This window comes from Providencia sp. PROV268 (genome assembly GCF_028477805.1).
In the GTDB taxonomy this organism is placed as follows: domain Bacteria; phylum Pseudomonadota; class Gammaproteobacteria; order Enterobacterales; family Enterobacteriaceae; genus Providencia; species Providencia stuartii.
On the sequence record NZ_JAMPLW010000015.1, the window covers coordinates 143,262 to 162,957 of the forward strand.

The following is a 19,696-nucleotide window of genomic DNA, read 5'->3' on the forward strand; positions in this document are numbered from 1 at the left end:
TTAACGTTAATAAATAGAATTTAAAATGGAAGCTTTCATTAATGAAAGCAGATTAATATCAAAATGAGCTCTGATAATCAGCGTTTACAGCATTTTCGTCGTACCCCTTCGTTCGCTATTTTTACCATTACAACCAGTATTGCTGTCATTGGTATCGTTATTGGTTTAAGTATCCCAATGGTCGCTTTGCGATTAAATAACTATGGTGTTAGCGAACTCTATATTGGCATTATTTCAGCTGCACCTGCTTTAGGGATGTTTTTAATTGCCCCTATGGTGCAACGGATTGTTCGTTGGTGTGGGAAACGACAAGCAATGCTTATCGCAACCATTATTTCTGCAATAAGTTTGCTACCGTTACTGAGTTCGTTACCATTGTGGCTGCTCTTTCCATTACGTTTGATTACAGGGTTAGCCAGCGGTGTACTGATTTGTTTAGGGGAAACATGGATTAATGAACTTAGCCCTGAAAGCAAGCGAGGCCGTATCCTCGCCATCTACACCACCGTTTTTACCGTGAGCCAACTACTCGGCCCCTCTTTTATTGCTTACTATGGCGTAGAAGATAAATCTCCATTATTGATTTGCACCTTACTTCACCTGATATCTATAGCACTCTTTTTAATTATGGAACAAAAGGTGGGTGACCGTATTTCCGCGACAGCCAGTGAATCACGTTTTTCAATTATTCAGTTTGTTAAAGTCGCTCCGGGCATTTGTGCTGGTATTCTATTTTTCGCTTTTTTTGATGGCACGATTTTATCGATGTTCCCTATTTATGGTATGGGAATGGGGCATACTGAGGCGATTGCCGCGATGATGATCAGTGCAATTTTAGCGGGGGATGCGGTGATGCAAATGCCATTTGGATGGTTAGCGGACCATATGAACCGTGAAAAACTGTATCGGATTTGCGGCGTTGTCACATTAGGAGCGAGTTGTTTATTACCTTTCTTGATAACTCACCATTATTTAATTTGGGTCTTGTTATTTGTTTTGGGGGCAACAGCCGGTGCTATTTACACCATTGCGCTTGTGCAAATTGGTCAATATTTTAAAGGCAATGACCTAATTATTGCGAATGCCGCTGCGGCTATGTTATGGGGAATTGGTAATTTGTCCGGGCCGTTATTAGCTGGCGTCGCGACATCTCTTTCGTTGGCGGGGTTACCCGTATTACTCATTTTTATTGCTACAGAGTTTTTGTGGTTTACGCGTGAAAAATATAGCGCCCAAAGCACGCAACAAGCTTAACTAAAAAATAGTGTGCCAGTGGTGATAAACTGGCACAGATTTTTCATTTCTCTACTCAATGCTTTTATAAACAACTAAGTTTTCGGTGAATTCATCGGGGCGGTGGTTGCTCCAAAATAGCGTCATACCTGCGGGAGCTGGCTTGATCTGTTTTGATAACACAATTAACCAGCGGCACTGCTCTGGTTTTTCAAAGCGATCTTGCCGTTGATGTAAGATCTTTGTGTAGTAGTACAGCATAGGGGCTTCGGATTCACCGATATTATCAGATGCCATACAGTCATTAGCATGATAATGGCCTTTTAGATGTTGTTCTAAATCGACAAAGACATCTTTAAACCCTTTGGTATAGTCTATCCAGCCCAAAAATAAGCTGAATGTGATCCCCCATACGATACACATGCCTAGCGTCCAGTTTTGCATGGCACGTAAGGTAATCTGTCGGCTCAATAACACTCCGCGTAAAAACCAGATGGCGGTGAGGATTGTCGCGACTAGCAAAGCAACTATCGAAAATGGCATTTGGTAACTCATCGGTAGCCATTTACTAAAAGGTGTAAGCCACACCTGCGTCTGACCCGAAAGGGCGATAAAATAGCAAACCCACAGGAAAATAATAAGTAGTGACCATAGCGTAGCCGCAAAGCATGAGAAACCGCGTAGCACTTTTTCAGGAAGCGCAAGCACGGTTTGGGTCCCTAAGATTGCAAGTGGGGCGATGAAAGGGAGCAAATAGAGCGCTCTACCTGTTGCTGAAATTTGTAAAAATACAATCCCAAGTAGCGGGAAAATGGTGACTAAGTACTCGTTACGGCTACGTAATCGTTTTAACGGATTTCTAATAAAATAGAGGGTAGCCAGTATGCCTGCTGGCAGTGCAAATAGCAGCACGGATGCTGGAACACGTGTTAAGTTCGCTTTGGCACCTAATTTTTCAACAGAGAAGCCTAGAAAACGACCGATATTATTTTCCCAAAACCAAGTCATAAACAGATCGGGATGTTGGCGATAGAGTAAAATAGGCCAAGGTAAAATCAAGATAAGAGCAGCGAGACCGGCGATGATTGCAGGTAGCCAAAAAAGCTTTTGGCGGCAGTGTGGTAGAAAGATCGGGGCTAGCAGTAAGCTTAACCATAACACACCCGGAATAAACACCCCTTTTGATAGCATGGTGATCACTGTGCCAAACATTAGCCATAATGCGGACATCGCAACCTTTTCTTGGCGTATTAGTCCAAGAATGCCGTACAAACCGATAGTAGCACCTGTAATGAGTGCAACATCCGTAAACATATCATGGCTATGCCTTAAAATGCCGGGGGCGCAAAGGTAGAGTGCGAATGCAATCCAAATACGTTTATCACTAATATGGTCTGTATTGAAGGCACGGCGAGCAAGTAGAATAAAAAATGAAAAGTTAATCACTGAAAATAACAATGTCGCACTGCGCGCCGCATCATAAAGCGGCATAAAGCCAGATAGCAAATGGGCACTGATGGTGGCGACCCAATAGTACAGTGGTGGCTTCTCCATAAACGGTTCGCCAGCATTCGTTGGTACGAGCCAATTACCTGTTTCGAACATAGTTTGGATAATACCAAAGCTATAGTTTTCATCTTGCTTCCACGGAGTGTGCCCGTAAATACCAGGTAAAAGATAGATGGCGAGAAAGCCAATAAATAAAATTAATGACTTTTGATTAGGTGTTAATTTTTTTTGCATTGTTCTTGCAGTGAATATATGTCAGTAATTAATAATTTTATGTGATATTTAATTTTAACGAGATCAAATATAATTAATGTTTACACATAAAAATTGTTAACATGATGAAATTAAAGTTGATTTTTATTTAAATTCTCGTTGTCAGATTATATTTTTGCAGCATTATATTCTATGTAATAAATGCGATTTAAAAAATAAGTTATTTGTCATCCTCTCGCTAATACCTCTCACTATTATTTAGCGAAGCAACACTTAACTCTAACAAAATATTTATTAACTGTAGCTAAACGAAAAGAAAATCCATTCACAATAGAGAGGGTTAATAAGTCGGATAGTAAGGATGCCAAATTCGGTAAAACCTCCTCACTGTGCTAGGGATAAAATCTAAAAATTTATGTTAAGTTTGCTTTGTTGTGTGCGATTGCCCCATGTAACTTGAAAACACTTGATCAATACGTCGATTTCGATTGATAATTGCCCGCTTCATAGTCTGCCATCTCTATTGTTAAAGCCAAACGATTGCGTGAGAGTGGGGAGTGAGTAAATCACTCGCTCAATCAGTTTTTTCTAAAAACGTAATCGTTTTCGTCAGTGAGATTAGGCGCTTTTTGTCATATTTAGCAGGGGTATTTCCATGTCTGGCCAACAGGCTTCAACCAATTGCAAATTGGATAAATATTTTAAAATTTCTGCGCGCGGCTCTTCGGTTCGCCGTGAAATTATTGCAGGGTTAACGACATTTTTGGCGATGGTGTATTCCGTCATTGTCGTTCCGGGAATGTTAGGGCAGGCAGGGTTCCCTCCTACAGCTGTCTTTATTGCGACCTGCTTAGTGGCGGGTTTTGGCTCACTATTGATGGGGCTGTGGGCTAACCTGCCAATGGCGATTGGTTGTGCGATTTCACTTACCGCATTTACGGCTTTTAGCTTGGTGTTAGGCCAGAAAATCAGTATCCCTGTTGCTTTAGGGGCCGTGTTTCTTATGGGGTGCCTGTTTACTATTATTTCGGTGACAGGAATTCGTAGCTGGATCCTGCGTAATATGCCTATGGGGATTGCGCACGGTACTGGGATTGGTATTGGGTTATTTTTATTACTGATAGCCGCAAATGGTGTCGGGCTGGTCGTTAAAAACCCAAATGAAGGGCTACCTGTTGCACTTGGCGATTTTACCTCTTTCCCTGTATTAATGGCATTAGCGGGTTTAGCGGTTATTTTTGGCTTAGAGAAGCGTCGCGTGCCCGGTGGTGTTCTGTTGGTGATTATTGCTATTTCAATCATAGGGTTAATTTTTGACCCTGCCGTTAAGTACCAAGGTTTCTTTAAACTTCCTTCATTAGGTGAAGATGGTTTATCACTGATCATGAGCATGGACATTATGGGGGCCTTGCAACCTATCGTGTTGCCAAGCTTATTAGCATTGGTCATGACCGCAGTCTTTGATGCGACAGGAACCATCCGTGCGGTTGCTGGTCAAGCTAACTTGCTGGATAAAGATGGGCAAATTATTAATGGTGGTAAAGCATTAACTGCGGACTCGGTAAGCAGTATCTTTGCTGGAGCGATTGGGGCTTCTCCTGCTGCGGTTTATATCGAATCTGCTGCTGGTACTGCTGCTGGTGGTCGTACGGGGCTTACTGCGGTGGTCGTTGGCCTGTTGTTCTTATTGATTCTATTTTTATCACCTCTGTCTTATTTAGTACCTGCGTATGCGACGGCGCCAGCTTTGATGTATGTCGGTCTGTTGATGTTGAGTAATGTTTCTAAACTGAACTTTGATGACTTTGTCGATTCGATGTCCGGTTTATTATGTGCTGTGTTTATTGTTCTGACCTGTAACATTGTTACTGGCATTATGTTAGGTTTCGCCGCATTGGTGATTGGACGTATCTTTGCAGGTGAGTGGCGTAAGCTGAATATTGGAACCGTGGTTATTGCTGTTCTATTAGTGGCATTTTATGCTGCTGATTTAGCGATTTAAGATTCGTTGTTCTGTGGGGGCTGGCGCATCGGCTGCCCCCTAATGTATTATCGCGATTAATCTTAAAGTTTGAATTATTTTCCCGCCTAGTAGTTAGTTAAGGATAGAATAGACAAAAGGCGGTGAAACATGTGAAATCCGCGGGTTTTCACGAGTTGCTGGCTTTACTGAAAAATTTCATGGCCTGACGAGCTACCTAATATTCTGCTGCGACGGGTCATATTTGGGTTTGGTTCATTTCGTTAATCAGTAAGGGCAACATGGAAATTTTCTTTACTATTCTCATCTTAATTTTGGCAGTTTCTGTTTCAGGTGTGGTGACAAAAGTCATCCCTGTTCGCGTTCCATTACCCTTAATTCAAATCGCGATTGGTGCATTGCTTGCATGGCCTCAGTTTGGATTACATGTCACGTTTGACCCTGAACTCTTTATGGTTCTATTGATCCCGCCATTGCTATTCGTTGATGGCTGGAAAACGCCAACACGTGAATTTTTCCAAAATGGTCGTGAGATTTTCATCCTAGTATTAGTACTGGTATTGGTAACCGTTGTGGGTATCGGTTATCTCATTTACTGGTTAATGCCGGGTATTCCTTTGATTGCTGCATTTGCACTTGCTGCTGTCCTTTCGCCAACGGATGCGGTAGCGCTCTCTTCGATTGTCGGTAAAGGTCGTATACCTAAGCGTATGATGAGCGTGTTGGAAGGCGAAGCATTGATGAATGACGCTTCAGGTCTGGTTGCATTAAAATTTGCGGTTGCGATTGCAATGGAAACCATGATGTTCTCAGTGTCTGGTGTCACGATTGAATTCTTTAAAGTGGCGATAGGTGGTTTGCTATCCGGTATCATTGTGACTTGGGTTTACAGCAAGTCATTGCGCTTAATGAGTCGCTGGAGTGGCGATGATCCTGCAACCCAAATTGTCTTTATGTTATTGCTGCCTTTTGCCTCTTATATGATTGCGGAGCATATTGGTTTCTCAGGCATTTTGGCTGCGGTGGCTGCGGGGATGACAATCACCAAATCTGGGGTGATCCGTAATGCGCCATTAGCGATGAGACTGCGTGCTGACAGCGTATGGTCAATGTTAGAATTCGTATTTAACGGTTTGGTGTTTATCATGCTTGGCTTACAATTGCCGGGGATTTGGGAAACATCAGTACTGCAAGCGGAACTGGATCCTAGCGTAGAAACGTGGATGTTGTTTGCGGCAGTCGCCATTATCTACTTTGCCTTGCTAATTTTGCGTTTTTGTTGGTTATGGCTCATGAAAAGGTTTAGCCGCCTGTTCCTGAAAAAAAGGCCACTGCAATTTGCTAACTATACGGTACGTGAGCTGTGGCTAGCTTCTTTTGCGGGAGTTCGTGGGGCGATTACCTTAGCCGGTGTGCTTTCAGTACCCCTCTTTTTAAGTGATGGTTCACCTTTCCCAGCGCGTTATCAATTAGTCTTTATTGCGGCAGGGGTGATTTTATTCTCAATATTCGCGGGCGTCATCGCGTTACCGCTGTTGCTGCGCAACTTTAAAGTCGGTGATAAAGAAGCGGATATTAACGAAATTCGTATGGCGAAAGCCGCAATGGCTGAAGTCGCCATTGTGAGTTTAAACAAGATGGAAGAGCGTTTATCGGCGGATGTTGATGAAAAATTAGACCCAGAGGATATTAGTGAAGTGGCCTCAAGGGTTACGGGGCATTTGCGCCGACGTACCGCTAGCCAAGATGAAATCGAACATAACTTACAGATTGAAGATTTAGAGCGGCGCTTTAGGCTAACCGCATTACGTGCTGAACGTGGTGAGTTATATCACCTGCGTGCAACGCGTAAAATTAGCAATGAAACGCTGCAATCTTTACTGACGGATCTCGATTTGTTGGAAGCTGTATTGATTGAAAAAGAGCATTAATTGAGAACAATACAATAATGTGGTTACTTGTGATTACGACGCTGCTTTGGGCAGCGTCTTTTAGTCTTATTGGTGAATATCTCGCTGGGCAAGTGGATAGCTGGCTATCCGTCCTAATACGTGTTTCTTTAGCGGCATTGGTCTTCTTGCCATTTTTACGTTGGCGAGGGCTGGGATTCAAAGTGATTGTGCTGTACATGATTGTTGGTGCATGCCAACTCGGTATTATGTATTTCTTTGTGTTCCAAGCGTATCGCCATCTCACCGTCGCGGAATTTTTGTTATTTACGGTACTCACCCCTCTGTATGTGACGCTCATTTATGATCTATTGGAGCGCCAACGTTTACGGATGGGCTATTTGTTTAGCTCGCTACTTGCCGTTATTGGTGCAGCCATCATTCGTTATGACCATCTTAGTGAATCTTTCTGGGTAGGTCTGATATTTGTGCAATTAGCTAATATCTTCTTTGCTGTCGGTCAGGTGGGATATAAGCGTTTGATGGAAATATATCCTATCCCTCAGCATCAAGCTTTTTCATGGTTTTATATCGGTGCAACGCTGGTCGCACTGTTCGGATGGGGGCTATTTGGGGATAAATCGCTAGTGCCAACCACACATGTTCAATGGTGGGTTTTACTGTGGTTAGGTGTTGTGGCTTCTGGCATCGGTTACTTTATGTGGAATTATGGCGCCACAAAAGTAGACGCCGGAACCCTTGCTATCATGAATAATATGATGGTTCCAGCGGGGCTACTGGTTAATTTTGCCATCTGGCAACAGCATCCAGATTGGTTGAGTTTTACCATTGGAGCGAGCCTGATTGTCGCGTCTCTGTGGGTACATAGGCGTTGGATACTTTCACCGGTTTCACGTAAGACAGATTCTCAACGGCATGATTAGTGGCCGTTTTGGTAAAAGCTTCAATAGCGGGTTGGCGTTGCTCTCCTTCACGGCATGCAGCGTACAACCGGCTCCACAAACCACTCCCTAATGTTTTTATACTAATTAACCCCTGTTTTTCAAACGAATCCACCGCCCAATGTGGTAATGCGGCGATCCCCATTTTAGCTGCCACCATCTGTATTAAAATCAATGTATTATCAACGGCTTTCACCTTTGGTGAAACCCCGGCTGGCTGTAAGAAATGGCGCCAAACATCAAAGCGATGACGTTGTACTGGGTAAATTAGTAAGGTCTCATCGGCGAGATCATGAGGCTCGATAATCGGTTTTTTTGCTAAAGGGTGATCATTAGCCACAATTAATTTTACTTCATAATCAAACAGCGGCGTGTAGTGGATCTCTTTATCAGCCAAGATATCTGAAGTCAGTACAATATCCAGCTCTCGTGAAAGTAATTCGGGCTGCGGGTCAAAAGTCACTCCCGATTTAAAATCCACTGAAACTTGCGGCCATGTTTGCCTAAATTGCTGTAATGCAGGTGTTAGCCATTGAATGCAGCTATGGCATTCGATAGCGATACGTAGCGTCGACACGCCCGGTTCATTACAAATACGAATAGCATCTTTCACCATTGGTAATACTTGGTGTGCCAGTTGCAATAGCACTTCCCCTTGCGGTGTAAATCGTAATGGCTGGCTTTTACGAATAAATAGCTTAAAGCCCAAACGATGTTCTAAGTCACTAAATTGATGTGACAATGCTGACTGAGTCTGGTGCAGGTAAGTTGCAGCCGCTGCCAATGAGCCATGTTGGCTGAGCGCATGCAATGTTTTTAGATGTTTTAATTCGATCATGAGAAACCTTCAAGATGACAATGAATAATTTGCGCTTGTGCTTTATACAGTACCTGTTGATTATAGATGTGTAAACATCTAGACGGCTAAAAATTTTAAGGGGTCAATATGTCTGTTATAAATCATACACTTGGATTTCCTCGTGTCGGTCTGAAAAGGGAGCTAAAACGCGCACAAGAAGATTATTGGGCTGGAAAAATTGACCAAGCAGCGCTTTTAGCAACGGGTCGTGAATTACGTGCTCGTCACTGGCAACAACAAAAAGATGCCGGTGTGCAACTATTACCGGTCGGTGATTTTGCTTGGTATGACCAAGTATTAACGACGAGCTTATTGCTGGGGAATGTACCTCCACGTCATCAAAACGAAGATGGCTCAATTGATTTAGATACACTATTTAGAGTGGCTCGTGGCCGCGCGCCAACAGGAAAGCCAGCAGCGGCAGGCGAGATGACTAAGTGGTTCAATACCAATTACCACTACATCGTACCTGAGTTCCAAAAAGGGCAGAAATTCAGCTTATCATGGACACAACTGTTTGATGAAGTCGATGAAGCGTTAGCACTAGGCCATACTATCAAACCTGTTGTAATTGGTCCGTTGACTTACCTATGGTTAGGCAAAGTAAAAGGTGAATCATTCGATCGTTTATCATTATTGAATGATCTGCTACCTGTCTATCAAGAAATTCTTGCACGTTTAGCGCAAAAAGGAATTGAGTGGGTACAAATTGATGAGCCAGCACTGGTGTTAGATTTACCAACAGAGTGGCAGCAGGCGTATCAAACGGCTTATCAAGCGTTAGCTGGGAAAACCAAACTGTTGCTGACAACCTATTTTGATGGCATCAGTCACCATCTGGATCTGATTAAACAGCTACCAGTACAGGGATTGCATGTTGATGTTGTCGCTGGGCAAGATGACATCGAAAAATTACACCAAGCGTTACCACAAGATTGGGTGCTCTCATTAGGCATTATCAATGGTCGTAACGTATGGAAAGCTGACTTAGGTGAAAAGTTTGCACGTATTAAGCCGTTGTTAGGCCAACGTAATTTGTGGGTCGGCTCATCGTGTTCACTACTCCATAGCCCTATCGATCTCAACGATGAGACTCGCTTAGATGAAGAAGTGAAAAGTTGGTTTGCTTTTGCGCTACAAAAATGTGCGGAATTAGCATTACTAAGCCAAGCGTTAAATGAGCCAACGGCAGAGCATCTTGCTGGATTAGAACAATACAGCGCTCCGGTTCGTGCTCGTAAGACATCAACTCGTGTCAATAATGTGGCGGTCAATCAGCGTTTGCAAGGGATCCGTAAAGGGGATGCCGAACGTAATAGCCCATATGAAATACGCGCTCAACGTCAACGTGAACGCTTTAATTTGCCATTATGGCCAACCACAACAATTGGTTCGTTCCCACAAACGAGTGAAATTAGAACACTGCGCCTTGATTTCAAAAAAGGTAACTTAGATAAAACGCACTATCGTACCAGTATCAGTGAACACATTAAGCAGGCGATTAAAGAGCAAGAACTGCTTGATATTGATGTGTTAGTGCATGGTGAAGCCGAACGTAACGACATGGTTGAATACTTTGGTGAGCATTTTGACGGTTATGTCTTTACACAAAATGGCTGGGTACAAAGCTATGGTTCTCGCTGTGTGAAACCCCCCGTCATTATTGGAGATATTAGCCGACCAGAAGCTATCACGGTAGAGTGGGCGAAATACGCACAATCGCTGACTGAAAAGCCAGTCAAAGGGATGTTAACGGGGCCTGTGACTATCCTATGTTGGTCATTCCCGCGTGAAGACATTAGTCGTGAAACAATTGCCAAACAAATTGCTTTGGCGCTACGCGATGAAGTGGATGATCTACAAAAAGCGGGGATTGGCATTATTCAAATCGATGAGCCTGCACTTCGCGAAGGCTTGCCATTACGTAAGGATGAGTGGGCTGAATATTTAAATTGGGCAGTAGAAGCATTTAAACTCAGTGCGGCAATTGCCGATGATGACACTCAGATCCACACCCATATGTGTTATTGCGAGTTCAATGACATCATGGATTCGATTGCTGCGCTGGATGCTGATGTGATCACGATTGAGACTTCGCGCTCTGACATGGAATTGTTGGATGCTTTCGAAGACTTCCATTATCCCAATGAAATTGGCCCAGGTGTATATGATATTCACTCACCAAACGTGCCAAATGTTGAGTGGATTGTGGCGCTACTGAGAAAAGCTGCTAAACGTGTTCCGGTTGAACGTCTGTGGGTGAACCCTGACTGTGGCTTGAAAACCCGTGGTTGGACAGAGACACGTCAATCATTGGCTAACATGGTGGAAGCTGCTAAAAGGTTAAGAAGCGAATACTAAGCTAAATATTGGTGAGTGGTAGGTTAGCATGTTGGTTAACCTACCACTTTTGCTTTGATGAGGCAGTATTAACCAAACAACTTTTCTTTCAGCATATTCATGCCAACTGCAGACAAATCAACGTGTTCTGGCAGAACACCTTCTGGTGTAGCTTGATTAACGAGTTTTGGGAGATATTTGGCGATCAATTCTGTCGTTTCTTGCGGGTCAATACCCACTTTTTGAGCTAATTGTTGGATATCTAAGTTACCAAAAACTTGAATTAATTGGTTAACGCTCACAGGTAGGTTCTCAGAGTTACTGATCCATGATTGAATAATGTCACCTAAGCCTTGTTGGTTAAATTTATCAACAACCCCTGCTAACCCACCTTGTTTATCAATCCATTCAATTACGGATTGAAACTGGCTCATTTTATCACCGGCAACCATGGTGATCAGTTGATCGAACAAACCCATTTAATACTCCTCATTATTTCTCAAATTGTGGGCTTCAACAGCGTGTTCAGTGCGTTAAAGGATCCCTAAAAATTAAGTAATCGGCTATTTTGGTCAATTTCAGCGAGGCGTCAATCAAAAATGATGCTATTGCGATTTAACTGAACGGAAAAGCGGAAAAGTTTTATTTTTTACACTTGATAGGTATAAACCACGCTCTCATCACATTTTTTATCACATTGCGATGTGAATTGTTTTGTGAATTACCAAAAATTAAAAATGCATTAAAAACAATAAATTAAAATAATATTGGTGATTTTTTATATTATTCATAATGTGATATCCATCATGTGTTTGTGAATTTTGTTATGTGAGAATTCACATCAATAACAAAGATTAACAACATCAGGGGTTGTTATGGGAAATTTCGTTAAGAACGTCGGTGTTATTGGCTTAGGCTCAATGGGTATGGGGATCGCTAAATCCCTAATAAAAAATAATATTCCTACCTATGGCTTTGACCTAAACCAAGATGCCTGCCAAACCTTAAAGCAAGCCGGTGCTGTCGCAGTAGGCCAAAATGCGGCGGAGTACGCTCAACATCTGCAAGCTTTACTGTTAGTTGTCGTCAATGGTCGCCAAGTCGAGGCAATCCTATTTGGTGGCGATAAGCCTCTGGTAGAGCAGTTGCAGCCAGGCACTATTATTATGTTGCATAGTACGCTATCTGCTGAGCAAACAAAACAGATTGCTCAGCGTTTGGCGCAATATCAGTTACCACTGATGGATGCACCTATTTCAGGCGGCGCGCTGAAAGCGGCAGAAGGCAAACTAACGGTGATGGCATCTGGCGCTCCGATCTTGTTTGAACAGCTTAACGAAGTTTTTGAGGCGATAGCTGAGCGTTTATATCGTGTCGGTGATGAGGTGGGGTTGGGGTCGACAGTAAAAACCATCCATCAACTACTTGCTGGGGTTCATATTGCGGTTGCTGCCGAAAGCATGGCATTAGCCGCCAAAGCGGGTATCGACCTGAATATGATGTATGACATCGTGACACATGCAGCGGGTAACTCGTGGATGTTTGAGAACCGTATGCAGCATGTTCTTGATGGTGATTATACGCCCAAATCGTCCGTTGATATTTTTGTGAAAGACTTAGGGTTGGTCATGGAAACAGGGAAAGCCTTGAACTTCCCATTACCTATCGCGGCCACTGCTCATCAAATGTTTATCTCTGCAAGTAACGAAGGTTTTGGCCTTCAAGATGACAGTGCAGTGATCAAAACTTTCAAAGGCATTGCTTTACCGGAGAAAAAAGTATGACTGTGAAATTAGGTGTGATTGCCGATGATTTTACTGGTGCAACCGACATCGCAGGATTTATGGTCCAGAACGGCTGGCGAGTCGTTCAATTACTGAATGAACCAGATGACAATACAGTCGTACCACACGATGTTGATGCGATTGTTATCAGCCTAAAAAGCCGTTCTTGTCCTGTTGATGAAGCAATTAACGCATCGTTAAACGCATGTCGTTGGTTAAAGCAACAAGCACACTGCCAACAAATTTTCTTTAAATATTGCTCCACATTTGATTCTACTGACAAAGGCAATATTGGCCCAGTGACTGACGCGTTGATGAAGCAGCTTGATACTCAAGTTGCACTGATTTGTCCTGCACTGCCCATTAATGGCAGAACCGTGGTTCACGGACATTTATTTGTCAATGGTCAGCTGCTCAATGAAAGTGGTATGCAGCATCACCCCGTGACGCCAATGACGGATGCTAACTTGATGAGGGTGATGGAAAAGCAATCTGAAGGTAAAGCTGGGCTGATCCCATTATCTGATATTCAGCAAGGCAGCACGCTAATTAAACAGCGTTTAGCAACCTTAGCCGAGCAAGGTGCGAGTTACATCGTTGTTGATTCATTAACAATGAATGATTTGTTACCGATCGCCAAAGCGGTAAAAGAGATGCCTTTACTGACAGGTGGCTCTGGACTTGGGGCGGCATTAGCCAATGTGGATACCGGATGTGAATGGGGGGCAGGTGGTAGCCGTGGTGAAACGCCTAGCCGCCAAGGCCGTCAGACCGTGATTTTATCTGGCAGTTGCTCAGCAATGACCAACAAACAAGTGCAAAACTACCAACAAATTGCACCAGCTAAAATCGTGGATGTCGGGGAGTGTATTGATAACCCTCTCTATGCCCAACAATTAGCAACGTGGGTTCAAGAGCAAAAATTAACAGGACTCGCACCACTATTATATGCGACCCAACCACCTGAAATTCTGAGAAAAATTCAAGAGACGTATGGGGCAGATATAGCGAGTAGCGCAGTGGAAAATGTGTTTGGGGAAGTGGTAAAACTTTTACAAGCACAAGGTTATAACACCTTTATTATTGCGGGTGGCGAAACATCCGGCAAAGTCGTTCAAAGCCTAGGAACCGAGCAATTAAGCATTGGTGCGCCAATCGCACCGGGCGTTCCATGGGTTCAAGATTTAACAAGCGGTCACTGGTTGGCACTCAAATCGGGTAATTTCGGCCAAGAGAATTTCTTCCAGTACGCACAGGAGATGTTTAATGAGTGAAGAAAAGGCACTACGCCAAGAGCTGGCTGATTGGGCTAAATCGATGTTTAACCGTGGCTATAGTAGCGGCGGAGCTGGAAACATCAGTGCCAAACTTCCGGATGGGAACATTATCGTCACGCCAACTAACTCCAGCTTTGGGGATTTAGATCCTGAAAGACTAAGTAAGTTGGATGCAGAAGGGAACTGGATCGATGGCGATAAGCCCACTAAAGAAGTCTCTATGCATATGGCGATGTATCGACAGCGTCCTGATTGCCGAGCGGTGGTTCACTTACACTCCCCTTGGCTAACCGCACTGTCGTGTTTATCAGGGCTTGATAGCAGCAATTGCTTGCCGCCAATCACGCCTTATTACGTGATGCGAGTCGGCAAATTGCCATTAATTCAATACTTGCCACCGGGGGATGACCGTATTGGTGAAGAAATTGAAAAATTGGCTCCTAACCATAACGCAGTACTGCTATCGAATCATGGACCCGTAGTTGGCGGTAAAACCTTAAGGCAAGCTTTCTTCAATGCTGAAGAGTTGGAAGATACGGCGCGTTTATATATCACATTACGCCAGCAAGGTTTTACAACACTCACTGAAGAGCAAGTTAACGAGCTAGAAAGCCGTTATCCAAAGAAATGAGGCACCTGATATGGCTAAATTTGCAGCAAACCTCAGTATGATGTTTAACGAAGTTCCTTTTATTCAGCGCTTTGAACGCGCTGCACAAGCGGGCTTTACTGGCGTTGAATATCTTTTCCCCTATGAAGAACAACCTGAAGCGATAGCTGAACAGTTGGAAAAATATGGTTTAACTCAAGCGCTGTTCAACATGCCAGCGGGCGATTGGGCGGCGGGTGAACGCGGCATGGCATCTATTCCGGGTCGTGAAGATGAGTTCGCACAAGGCGTACAGACGGCACTGAAATATGCCAAAGCGTTGGGTTGTAAGCAGGTGCATGCAATGGCAGGTAAATTGGATGCCCGATTTACCCCTGAACAGCAGCAAGCGTGTTTTATTAAAAATATTCAATATGCCGCAGATATTATGGCTGAGCATGGCATTCGTGTATTAATTGAGCCTATCAATACGCGTGATATGCCGGGTTACTTTTTGACTACGCAAAAGCAAGCTGAGGCATTGCTACCAAAGATCGCACGTGAAAATGTGTTTATTCAATTGGATCTCTATCACTGCCAAATCATGGAAGGTGATTTATTGAAAACAATTGAGCGTTTATGGGGTAAATTTAGTCATATTCAGATAGCTTCAGTTCCTTATCGTCATGAGCCTGATAGCGGTGAAGTCAATTACCCATGGATTTTCAAACAATTAGATGAAATGGGATATCAAGGTTGGCTTGGATGTGAATATCACCCCGCAGGTCGTACCGAAGACGGTTTAGGTTGGCTGAAGCAAGCACAGTCTTAAACAGGAGAGCCTATGATCCCTTCAGAGCGTCGTGATTTTATTTACCGTTACGTCCATGAGTACCAAACCGTGTCGATTAACGACTTGGTGGAGCTAATGAATGTGTCGCATATGACGGTAAGACGTGATATCCGCATGCTAGAAGAGGAAGGGAAAGTCGTTGCAATAAGCGGTGGTGTTCGGTTAAACGATGCGTTACGCCAAGAGCTTCCTTGGAGTGAGAAAGCGCGTTTACATCACCGAAGCAAACGTGAAATAGGTAAATTTGCCTCATCGCTCGTTGAAGATGGGCAAGTGGTTTATCTCGATGCGGGAACAACGACATTTGAGATAGCCCGTGTGCTGGGTGAACGGTTTAATTTGACGATTGTGACTAATGATTTTTCTATCATGCAATATTTGATGAACAAATCACAACTCAATCTGTATCACACGGGGGGGCAAGTGGATAAACGTAACCATTCGTGTGTTGGCAATACCGCCGCAATGATGCTGAAAACCCTAAATGTTGATGTGGCATTTATTAGCACTAGCTCTTGGGATTTACTGCATGGGGTTTCCACGCCTCATGAAGAAAAAGTACAAATAAAACAAACATTACTGGATGTTGCTCGGCGCTGTGTGCTGGTTTCTGACAGTAGCAAATTTGGTAAATATGGCATGTTCCGTGTTTGCCCACTAAATCAATTGCACGACATTATTTGTGATGATCAGCTACCAAACGATGCTGTGCAGCGGATAACAGAACAAAATATAAAACTTCATTTAATAAAGACATAAATAATCTTACCTAATGATGAATAGCTCAAATTAGGGCTATTCAAGGAGAATAACAATGAAAGTTATCATTACAGGCGGCGCTGGCTTTTTGGGTCAGCAGCTAGCCGCCGCTTTACTTAAAAACAGCCAGGGTTTTAAATTTGACCAACTCGTTTTAGCGGATATTCAGTGCCCTACATCGCCAATTGAAGACGCTAGAGTGAGTTGTGTTGCAACAGATTTAACTCAGCCGGGTGCCGCTGATAAGCTGATTGATGCGCAAACCGACATCGTTTATCACCTCGCTGCTATTGTGAGTAGTCATGCTGAAAGCGATTTTGATTTAGGCATGAAAGTAAATTTCGAAGCGACTCGCCAATTATTGGAAGTGGCTCGTGCTAAAAACCCTGCAATGAAGTTTATCTTTACCAGTTCATTAGCAGTATTTGGCGGTGAACTACCTGACGTTATCACCGACCTTTGTGTGGTTAACCCGCAATCATCGTATGGTGCACAAAAAGCGATGTGCGAATTGATGGTTAATGACTATTCACGTAAAGGCTATGTTGATGGACGTGTGTTACGCCTACCAACAATCAGTGTGCGCCCTGGCGTTCCGAACAAAGCCGCTTCTTCATTTGCCAGTGGCATCATTCGTGAGCCATTAAATGGGGTTGAGAGTGTTTGCCCTGTTTCACCTGAACTTGCGTTGTGGCTCTCGAGTCCAGAAACGGTTGTCAGTAATTTCATTCATGCTGCAACCATTTCAGCAGAGCAATTTGGCTTGTCTCGTACGGTTAACTTACCGGGGATCACTGTGACAGTTCAAGGGATGATTGATGCTCTACGTGATGTCGCAGGCCAAAAAGCGGTTGATCTGATTCGTTTTGAGCCGGATGAAGCCATTAACCGTATTGTCGCAAGTTGGCCGGGTAAATTCGATATTAGCCGTGCTTTAGGCCTTGGTTTCCGTGCAGATGGTTCGTTTGCTGATGCAATTCGTTCATTCATCACTCACCACGGCTCACAGCAATAGGGGATAAGCTATGTCCTATATTCCTATTATTGGCCTCGCGGTGGCCATATTTGTCCTGATCTTCTTGGTATTGCGAACGCGTATTCATGCGTTACTTGCCATGTTGATTGCAGCAGCTATTGCAGGTATCTCAGGTGGGTTAACCGCCGCAGAAACCGTCTCTGTAATTACAAAAGGTTTTGGTAGCACACTCGGTGGTATCGGTATTGTTATCGGTCTCGGGGTAATGATGGGAAGGGTACTAGAAGTTTCTGGTGCCGCTGAACAAATAGCGTATAGCTTTATTCGTTGGTTAGGGAAAAAACGCGAAGAATGGGCGCTGGCTATCACAGGTTATATCGTCAGTATTCCAATTTTCGTTGACTCCGCATTCGTGATCCTCTACCCATTAGCGAAGGCATTAGCGAAAAATGGTAAGCGTAGTCTGCTGACACTTGGTGTCGCATTAGCTGGTGGCTTAGTGGTTACTCACCACACTGTGCCGCCGACTCCGGGTCCTTTAGGGGTTGCTGGGATCTTCGGTGTGGATATTGGTGCCATGATCTTAACGGGGATGACCCTTGCTATCCCTTGCGTTATTGGGATCGTATTTTACGCGAAGTGGTTAGCTGTTAAATACCCTGAGTTTATGCCCGATGAAAGCAACAACGCAGATCTGAAAGAAATTCACGACCGCTATATGGAAGAAAAGGCGAACAAGCCGTTACCAAGCCTCTTCTTATCTGTATTACCTATCGTAACACCGATCTTGTTGATCTTTATCAATGCGGTCAACGGGTTATTGCTAAAAACCGACGCCTTTCAAGGGATGGAGAATAATTGGTATTTCCAAACCTTTGAATTCCTTGGTGCACCAATAATCGCTCTGTCTATCAGTGTGTTGATTGCCGTTTATACGCTGATGCCAAAAGCGACGAAAGAAGAAGTCATCGACCGCATGGAAGAAGGCTTACAGTCAGCCGGGATCATCTTACTGGTAACAGGTGCGGGTGGTGCGTTAGGTGCGGTTTTACGTGACAGTGGTACGGGGAATATTTTAGCGGAGCATGTGGCGAGTTTACCAATCACTCCAGTGTTGATCCCATTTATTATCGCCACATTGGTACGTTTAATTCAGGGGTCGGGCACCGTCGCGATGATCACAGCGGCATCGATTTCTGCTCCCATTATTAGCCAGATCCCTGATATCAATCTGCTTGTTGCGGCTCAAGCTGCGACAATGGGGTCACTGTTCTTTGGTTATTTCAACGACAGCCTCTACTGGGTTGTTAACCGAATGATGGGTATTAAGGACGTTAGACAACAGATGATGGTTTGGTCTATCCCAACAACGATAGCTTGGGCCATTGGTCTAGTAGGCGTTCTGATCCTTGATGTAGTTCTCTGATAGATAAACTATCTTTTATTTCTGCCAATAATTCAAAGCGCCTTCGGGCGCTTTTTCGTGACTTTCTTTCATATCGTCTATACTGATTGCATATTTGTATTTAAAACAATTAATTTGTGATCTAAATCACCATTTAATGAAATCTAGATAAAATCATTTCCATTAAAAGTGACTATGGTCACTAAATTGACATGGGTTTACCGCTATATTAATCACAACGTATAAATTCAATGATGCCATTGTGTAAAGGAGTTTGATATGTCTGACGTATTCCACTTAGGGCTAAAAAAGAGTGACTTACAGGGTGCAACCGTTGCAATTGTTCCCGGTGATCCAAATCGTGTCGAAAAAATCGCACGCCTGATGGATAATCCGGTACATCTCGCTTCTTTACGTGAGTTCACCTCTTGGCGTGGTGAGCTTGATGGTAAAGCAGTCATTATTTGTTCAACGGGAATTGGTGGTCCTTCAACCTCTATTGCTGTAGAAGAACTTGCGCAGCTAGGTATTCGTACTTTCTTGCGTATTGGTACTACAGGGGCTATTCAAGAAAATATTAATGTTGGTGATGTGTTAGTGACAACCGCAGCCGTAAGATTAGACGGTGCGAGCCAACATTTTGCGCCATTGGAATACCCAGCCGTTGCTAACTTTACTTGTACGAATGCACTCTATGATGCAGCGAAAGAAGCGGGTGCAACAGTCCATGTGGGTGTGACTGCTTCATCGGATACCTTCTATCCAGGCCAAGAGCGTTATGACACCTATACTGGTCGTGTGATGCGCCATTTCAGAGGTTCAATGAAAGAATGGCAAGATATGGGCGTGATGAACTATGAGATGGAATCAGCGACGTTGCTGACCATGTGCTCAAGCCAAGGCTTACGTGCGGGTATGGTTGCAGGTGTGATTGTTAACCGTACTCAACAAGAAATTCCAGACGAAGCACTGTTGAAGAAAACAGAAAGCAATGTATTAAGCATTGTTGTTGAAGCTGCGCGTCGTCTACTTTAATTTCTCCTATTACTGGCTCGTTTACTTTGATG

General features: G+C 43.7%; 16 protein-coding genes. 13 read left to right on the forward strand and 3 right to left on the reverse strand.

Annotated features, from left to right (window positions below):
* Positions 1-63: 63 nt before the first annotated feature.
* Positions 64-1,254 (forward strand): MFS transporter, encoded by a 1,191-nt coding sequence (locus tag PR699_RS12545; protein WP_014656866.1) that lies wholly within the window; start codon positions 64-66, stop codon positions 1,252-1,254.
* A gap of 51 nt (positions 1,255-1,305) precedes the next feature.
* On the opposite strand, the gene PR699_RS12550 is transcribed toward PR699_RS12545, so the two are convergent.
* Complete coding sequence (locus PR699_RS12550; protein WP_014656865.1) at positions 1,306-2,976, reverse strand: glycosyltransferase family 39 protein; 1,671 nt, start codon at positions 2,974-2,976, stop codon at positions 1,306-1,308.
* 634 nt (positions 2,977-3,610) lie between these two features.
* On the opposite strand from PR699_RS12550, the gene PR699_RS12555 reads away from it, so the two are divergent.
* The 3 genes from PR699_RS12555 to PR699_RS12565 all read left to right on the forward strand — a co-directional run bounded on the left by PR699_RS12555 (position 3,611) and on the right by PR699_RS12565 (position 7,769).
* Entirely contained in the window at positions 3,611-4,957 is a 1,347-nt protein-coding gene (locus PR699_RS12555) for an NCS2 family permease (RefSeq protein WP_004924678.1), read from the forward strand.
* A gap of 260 nt (positions 4,958-5,217) precedes the next feature.
* A complete protein-coding gene (locus PR699_RS12560) occupies positions 5,218-6,867 on the forward strand; it encodes a Na+/H+ antiporter (protein WP_004924681.1) in 1,650 nt (549 codons plus the stop codon).
* A gap of 17 nt (positions 6,868-6,884) precedes the next feature.
* Complete coding sequence (locus tag PR699_RS12565; RefSeq protein ID WP_014656864.1) at positions 6,885-7,769, forward strand: carboxylate/amino acid/amine transporter; 885 nt, start codon at positions 6,885-6,887, stop codon at positions 7,767-7,769.
* Here the strand turns inward: PR699_RS12565 and metR are convergent.
* The gene (metR, locus tag PR699_RS12570) at positions 7,669-8,625 is read right to left on the reverse strand and encodes an HTH-type transcriptional regulator MetR (RefSeq protein ID WP_004924682.1); all 957 of its coding nucleotides are present in this window, start codon (positions 8,623-8,625) and stop codon (positions 7,669-7,671) included. The two genes, PR699_RS12565 and metR, sit on opposite strands and share 101 nt — an antisense overlap.
* A 108-nt stretch (positions 8,626-8,733) precedes the next feature.
* Between metR and metE the strand changes: the two genes are divergently transcribed.
* A complete protein-coding gene (metE, locus tag PR699_RS12575; RefSeq protein WP_014656863.1) occupies positions 8,734-11,007 on the forward strand; it encodes a 5-methyltetrahydropteroyltriglutamate--homocysteine S-methyltransferase in 2,274 nt (757 codons plus the stop codon).
* A gap of 68 nt (positions 11,008-11,075) precedes the next feature.
* Here the strand turns inward: metE and PR699_RS12580 are convergent, their stop codons facing one another.
* Positions 11,076-11,465 carry a YidB family protein gene (locus PR699_RS12580; protein WP_004924685.1) on the reverse strand — a complete coding sequence of 130 codons (390 nt, stop codon included), beginning with the start codon at positions 11,463-11,465 and terminating at the stop codon, positions 11,076-11,078.
* Between the two features lie 396 nt (positions 11,466-11,861).
* On the opposite strand from PR699_RS12580, the gene ltnD reads away from it, so the two are divergent.
* From ltnD to udp, 8 genes are all read left to right on the forward strand, one after another.
* Complete coding sequence (gene ltnD / locus PR699_RS12585; protein ID WP_004924688.1) at positions 11,862-12,770, forward strand: L-threonate dehydrogenase; 909 nt, start codon at positions 11,862-11,864, stop codon at positions 12,768-12,770.
* On the forward strand, positions 12,767-14,044 hold the full coding sequence (gene otnK, locus PR699_RS12590; protein ID WP_272577844.1) for a 3-oxo-tetronate kinase: 1,278 nt from the start codon (positions 12,767-12,769) through the stop codon (positions 14,042-14,044). Before ltnD ends, otnK begins: the two co-directional genes overlap by 4 nt.
* Complete coding sequence (locus tag PR699_RS12595; RefSeq protein WP_004924692.1) at positions 14,037-14,678, forward strand: aldolase; 642 nt, start codon at positions 14,037-14,039, stop codon at positions 14,676-14,678. The genes otnK and PR699_RS12595 overlap by 8 nt, the downstream gene beginning before the upstream one ends.
* Before the next feature lie 10 nt (positions 14,679-14,688).
* Entirely contained in the window at positions 14,689-15,468 is a 780-nt protein-coding gene (gene otnI, locus PR699_RS12600; protein ID WP_004924693.1) for a 2-oxo-tetronate isomerase, read from the forward strand.
* A 12-nt stretch (positions 15,469-15,480) separates the two neighbouring features.
* A complete protein-coding gene (locus tag PR699_RS12605; protein ID WP_004924695.1) occupies positions 15,481-16,248 on the forward strand; it encodes a DeoR/GlpR family DNA-binding transcription regulator in 768 nt (255 codons plus the stop codon).
* A 55-nt stretch (positions 16,249-16,303) separates the two neighbouring features.
* Positions 16,304-17,263, forward strand: coding sequence for a D-erythronate dehydrogenase (gene denD, locus PR699_RS12610; RefSeq protein WP_004924696.1), 960 nt, complete (start codon positions 16,304-16,306; stop codon positions 17,261-17,263).
* A gap of 10 nt (positions 17,264-17,273) precedes the next feature.
* Positions 17,274-18,650, forward strand: a complete 1,377-nt coding sequence (locus PR699_RS12615; RefSeq protein WP_004924699.1) for a GntP family permease — start codon at positions 17,274-17,276, stop codon at positions 18,648-18,650.
* Between the two features lie 258 nt (positions 18,651-18,908).
* Positions 18,909-19,664 carry a uridine phosphorylase gene (gene udp / locus PR699_RS12620; protein WP_004924702.1) on the forward strand — a complete coding sequence of 252 codons (756 nt, stop codon included), beginning with the start codon at positions 18,909-18,911 and terminating at the stop codon, positions 19,662-19,664.
* Positions 19,665-19,696 lie beyond the last annotated feature (32 nt).

Bases quoted from the DNA above. Each gene is read 5' to 3' on its own strand.
- PR699_RS12545 (WP_014656866.1), top strand. From the start codon at position 64: ATGAGCTCTGATAATCAGCGTTTACAGCATTTTCGTCGTACCCCTTCG.
- PR699_RS12550 (WP_014656865.1), bottom strand. From the start codon at position 2,976: ATGCAAAAAAAATTAACACCTAATCAAAAGTCATTAATTTTATTTATT.
- PR699_RS12555 (WP_004924678.1), top strand. From the start codon at position 3,611: ATGTCTGGCCAACAGGCTTCAACCAATTGCAAATTGGATAAATATTTT.
- PR699_RS12560 (WP_004924681.1), top strand. From the start codon at position 5,218: ATGGAAATTTTCTTTACTATTCTCATCTTAATTTTGGCAGTTTCTGTT.
- PR699_RS12565 (WP_014656864.1), top strand. From the start codon at position 6,885: ATGTGGTTACTTGTGATTACGACGCTGCTTTGGGCAGCGTCTTTTAGT.
- metR (WP_004924682.1), bottom strand. From the start codon at position 8,625: ATGATCGAATTAAAACATCTAAAAACATTGCATGCGCTCAGCCAACAT.
- metE (WP_014656863.1), top strand. From the start codon at position 8,734: ATGTCTGTTATAAATCATACACTTGGATTTCCTCGTGTCGGTCTGAAA.
- PR699_RS12580 (WP_004924685.1), bottom strand. From the start codon at position 11,465: ATGGGTTTGTTCGATCAACTGATCACCATGGTTGCCGGTGATAAAATG.
- ltnD (WP_004924688.1), top strand. From the start codon at position 11,862: ATGGGAAATTTCGTTAAGAACGTCGGTGTTATTGGCTTAGGCTCAATG.
- otnK (WP_272577844.1), top strand. From the start codon at position 12,767: ATGACTGTGAAATTAGGTGTGATTGCCGATGATTTTACTGGTGCAACC.
- PR699_RS12595 (WP_004924692.1), top strand. From the start codon at position 14,037: ATGAGTGAAGAAAAGGCACTACGCCAAGAGCTGGCTGATTGGGCTAAA.
- otnI (WP_004924693.1), top strand. From the start codon at position 14,689: ATGGCTAAATTTGCAGCAAACCTCAGTATGATGTTTAACGAAGTTCCT.
- PR699_RS12605 (WP_004924695.1), top strand. From the start codon at position 15,481: ATGATCCCTTCAGAGCGTCGTGATTTTATTTACCGTTACGTCCATGAG.
- denD (WP_004924696.1), top strand. From the start codon at position 16,304: ATGAAAGTTATCATTACAGGCGGCGCTGGCTTTTTGGGTCAGCAGCTA.
- PR699_RS12615 (WP_004924699.1), top strand. From the start codon at position 17,274: ATGTCCTATATTCCTATTATTGGCCTCGCGGTGGCCATATTTGTCCTG.
- udp (WP_004924702.1), top strand. From the start codon at position 18,909: ATGTCTGACGTATTCCACTTAGGGCTAAAAAAGAGTGACTTACAGGGT.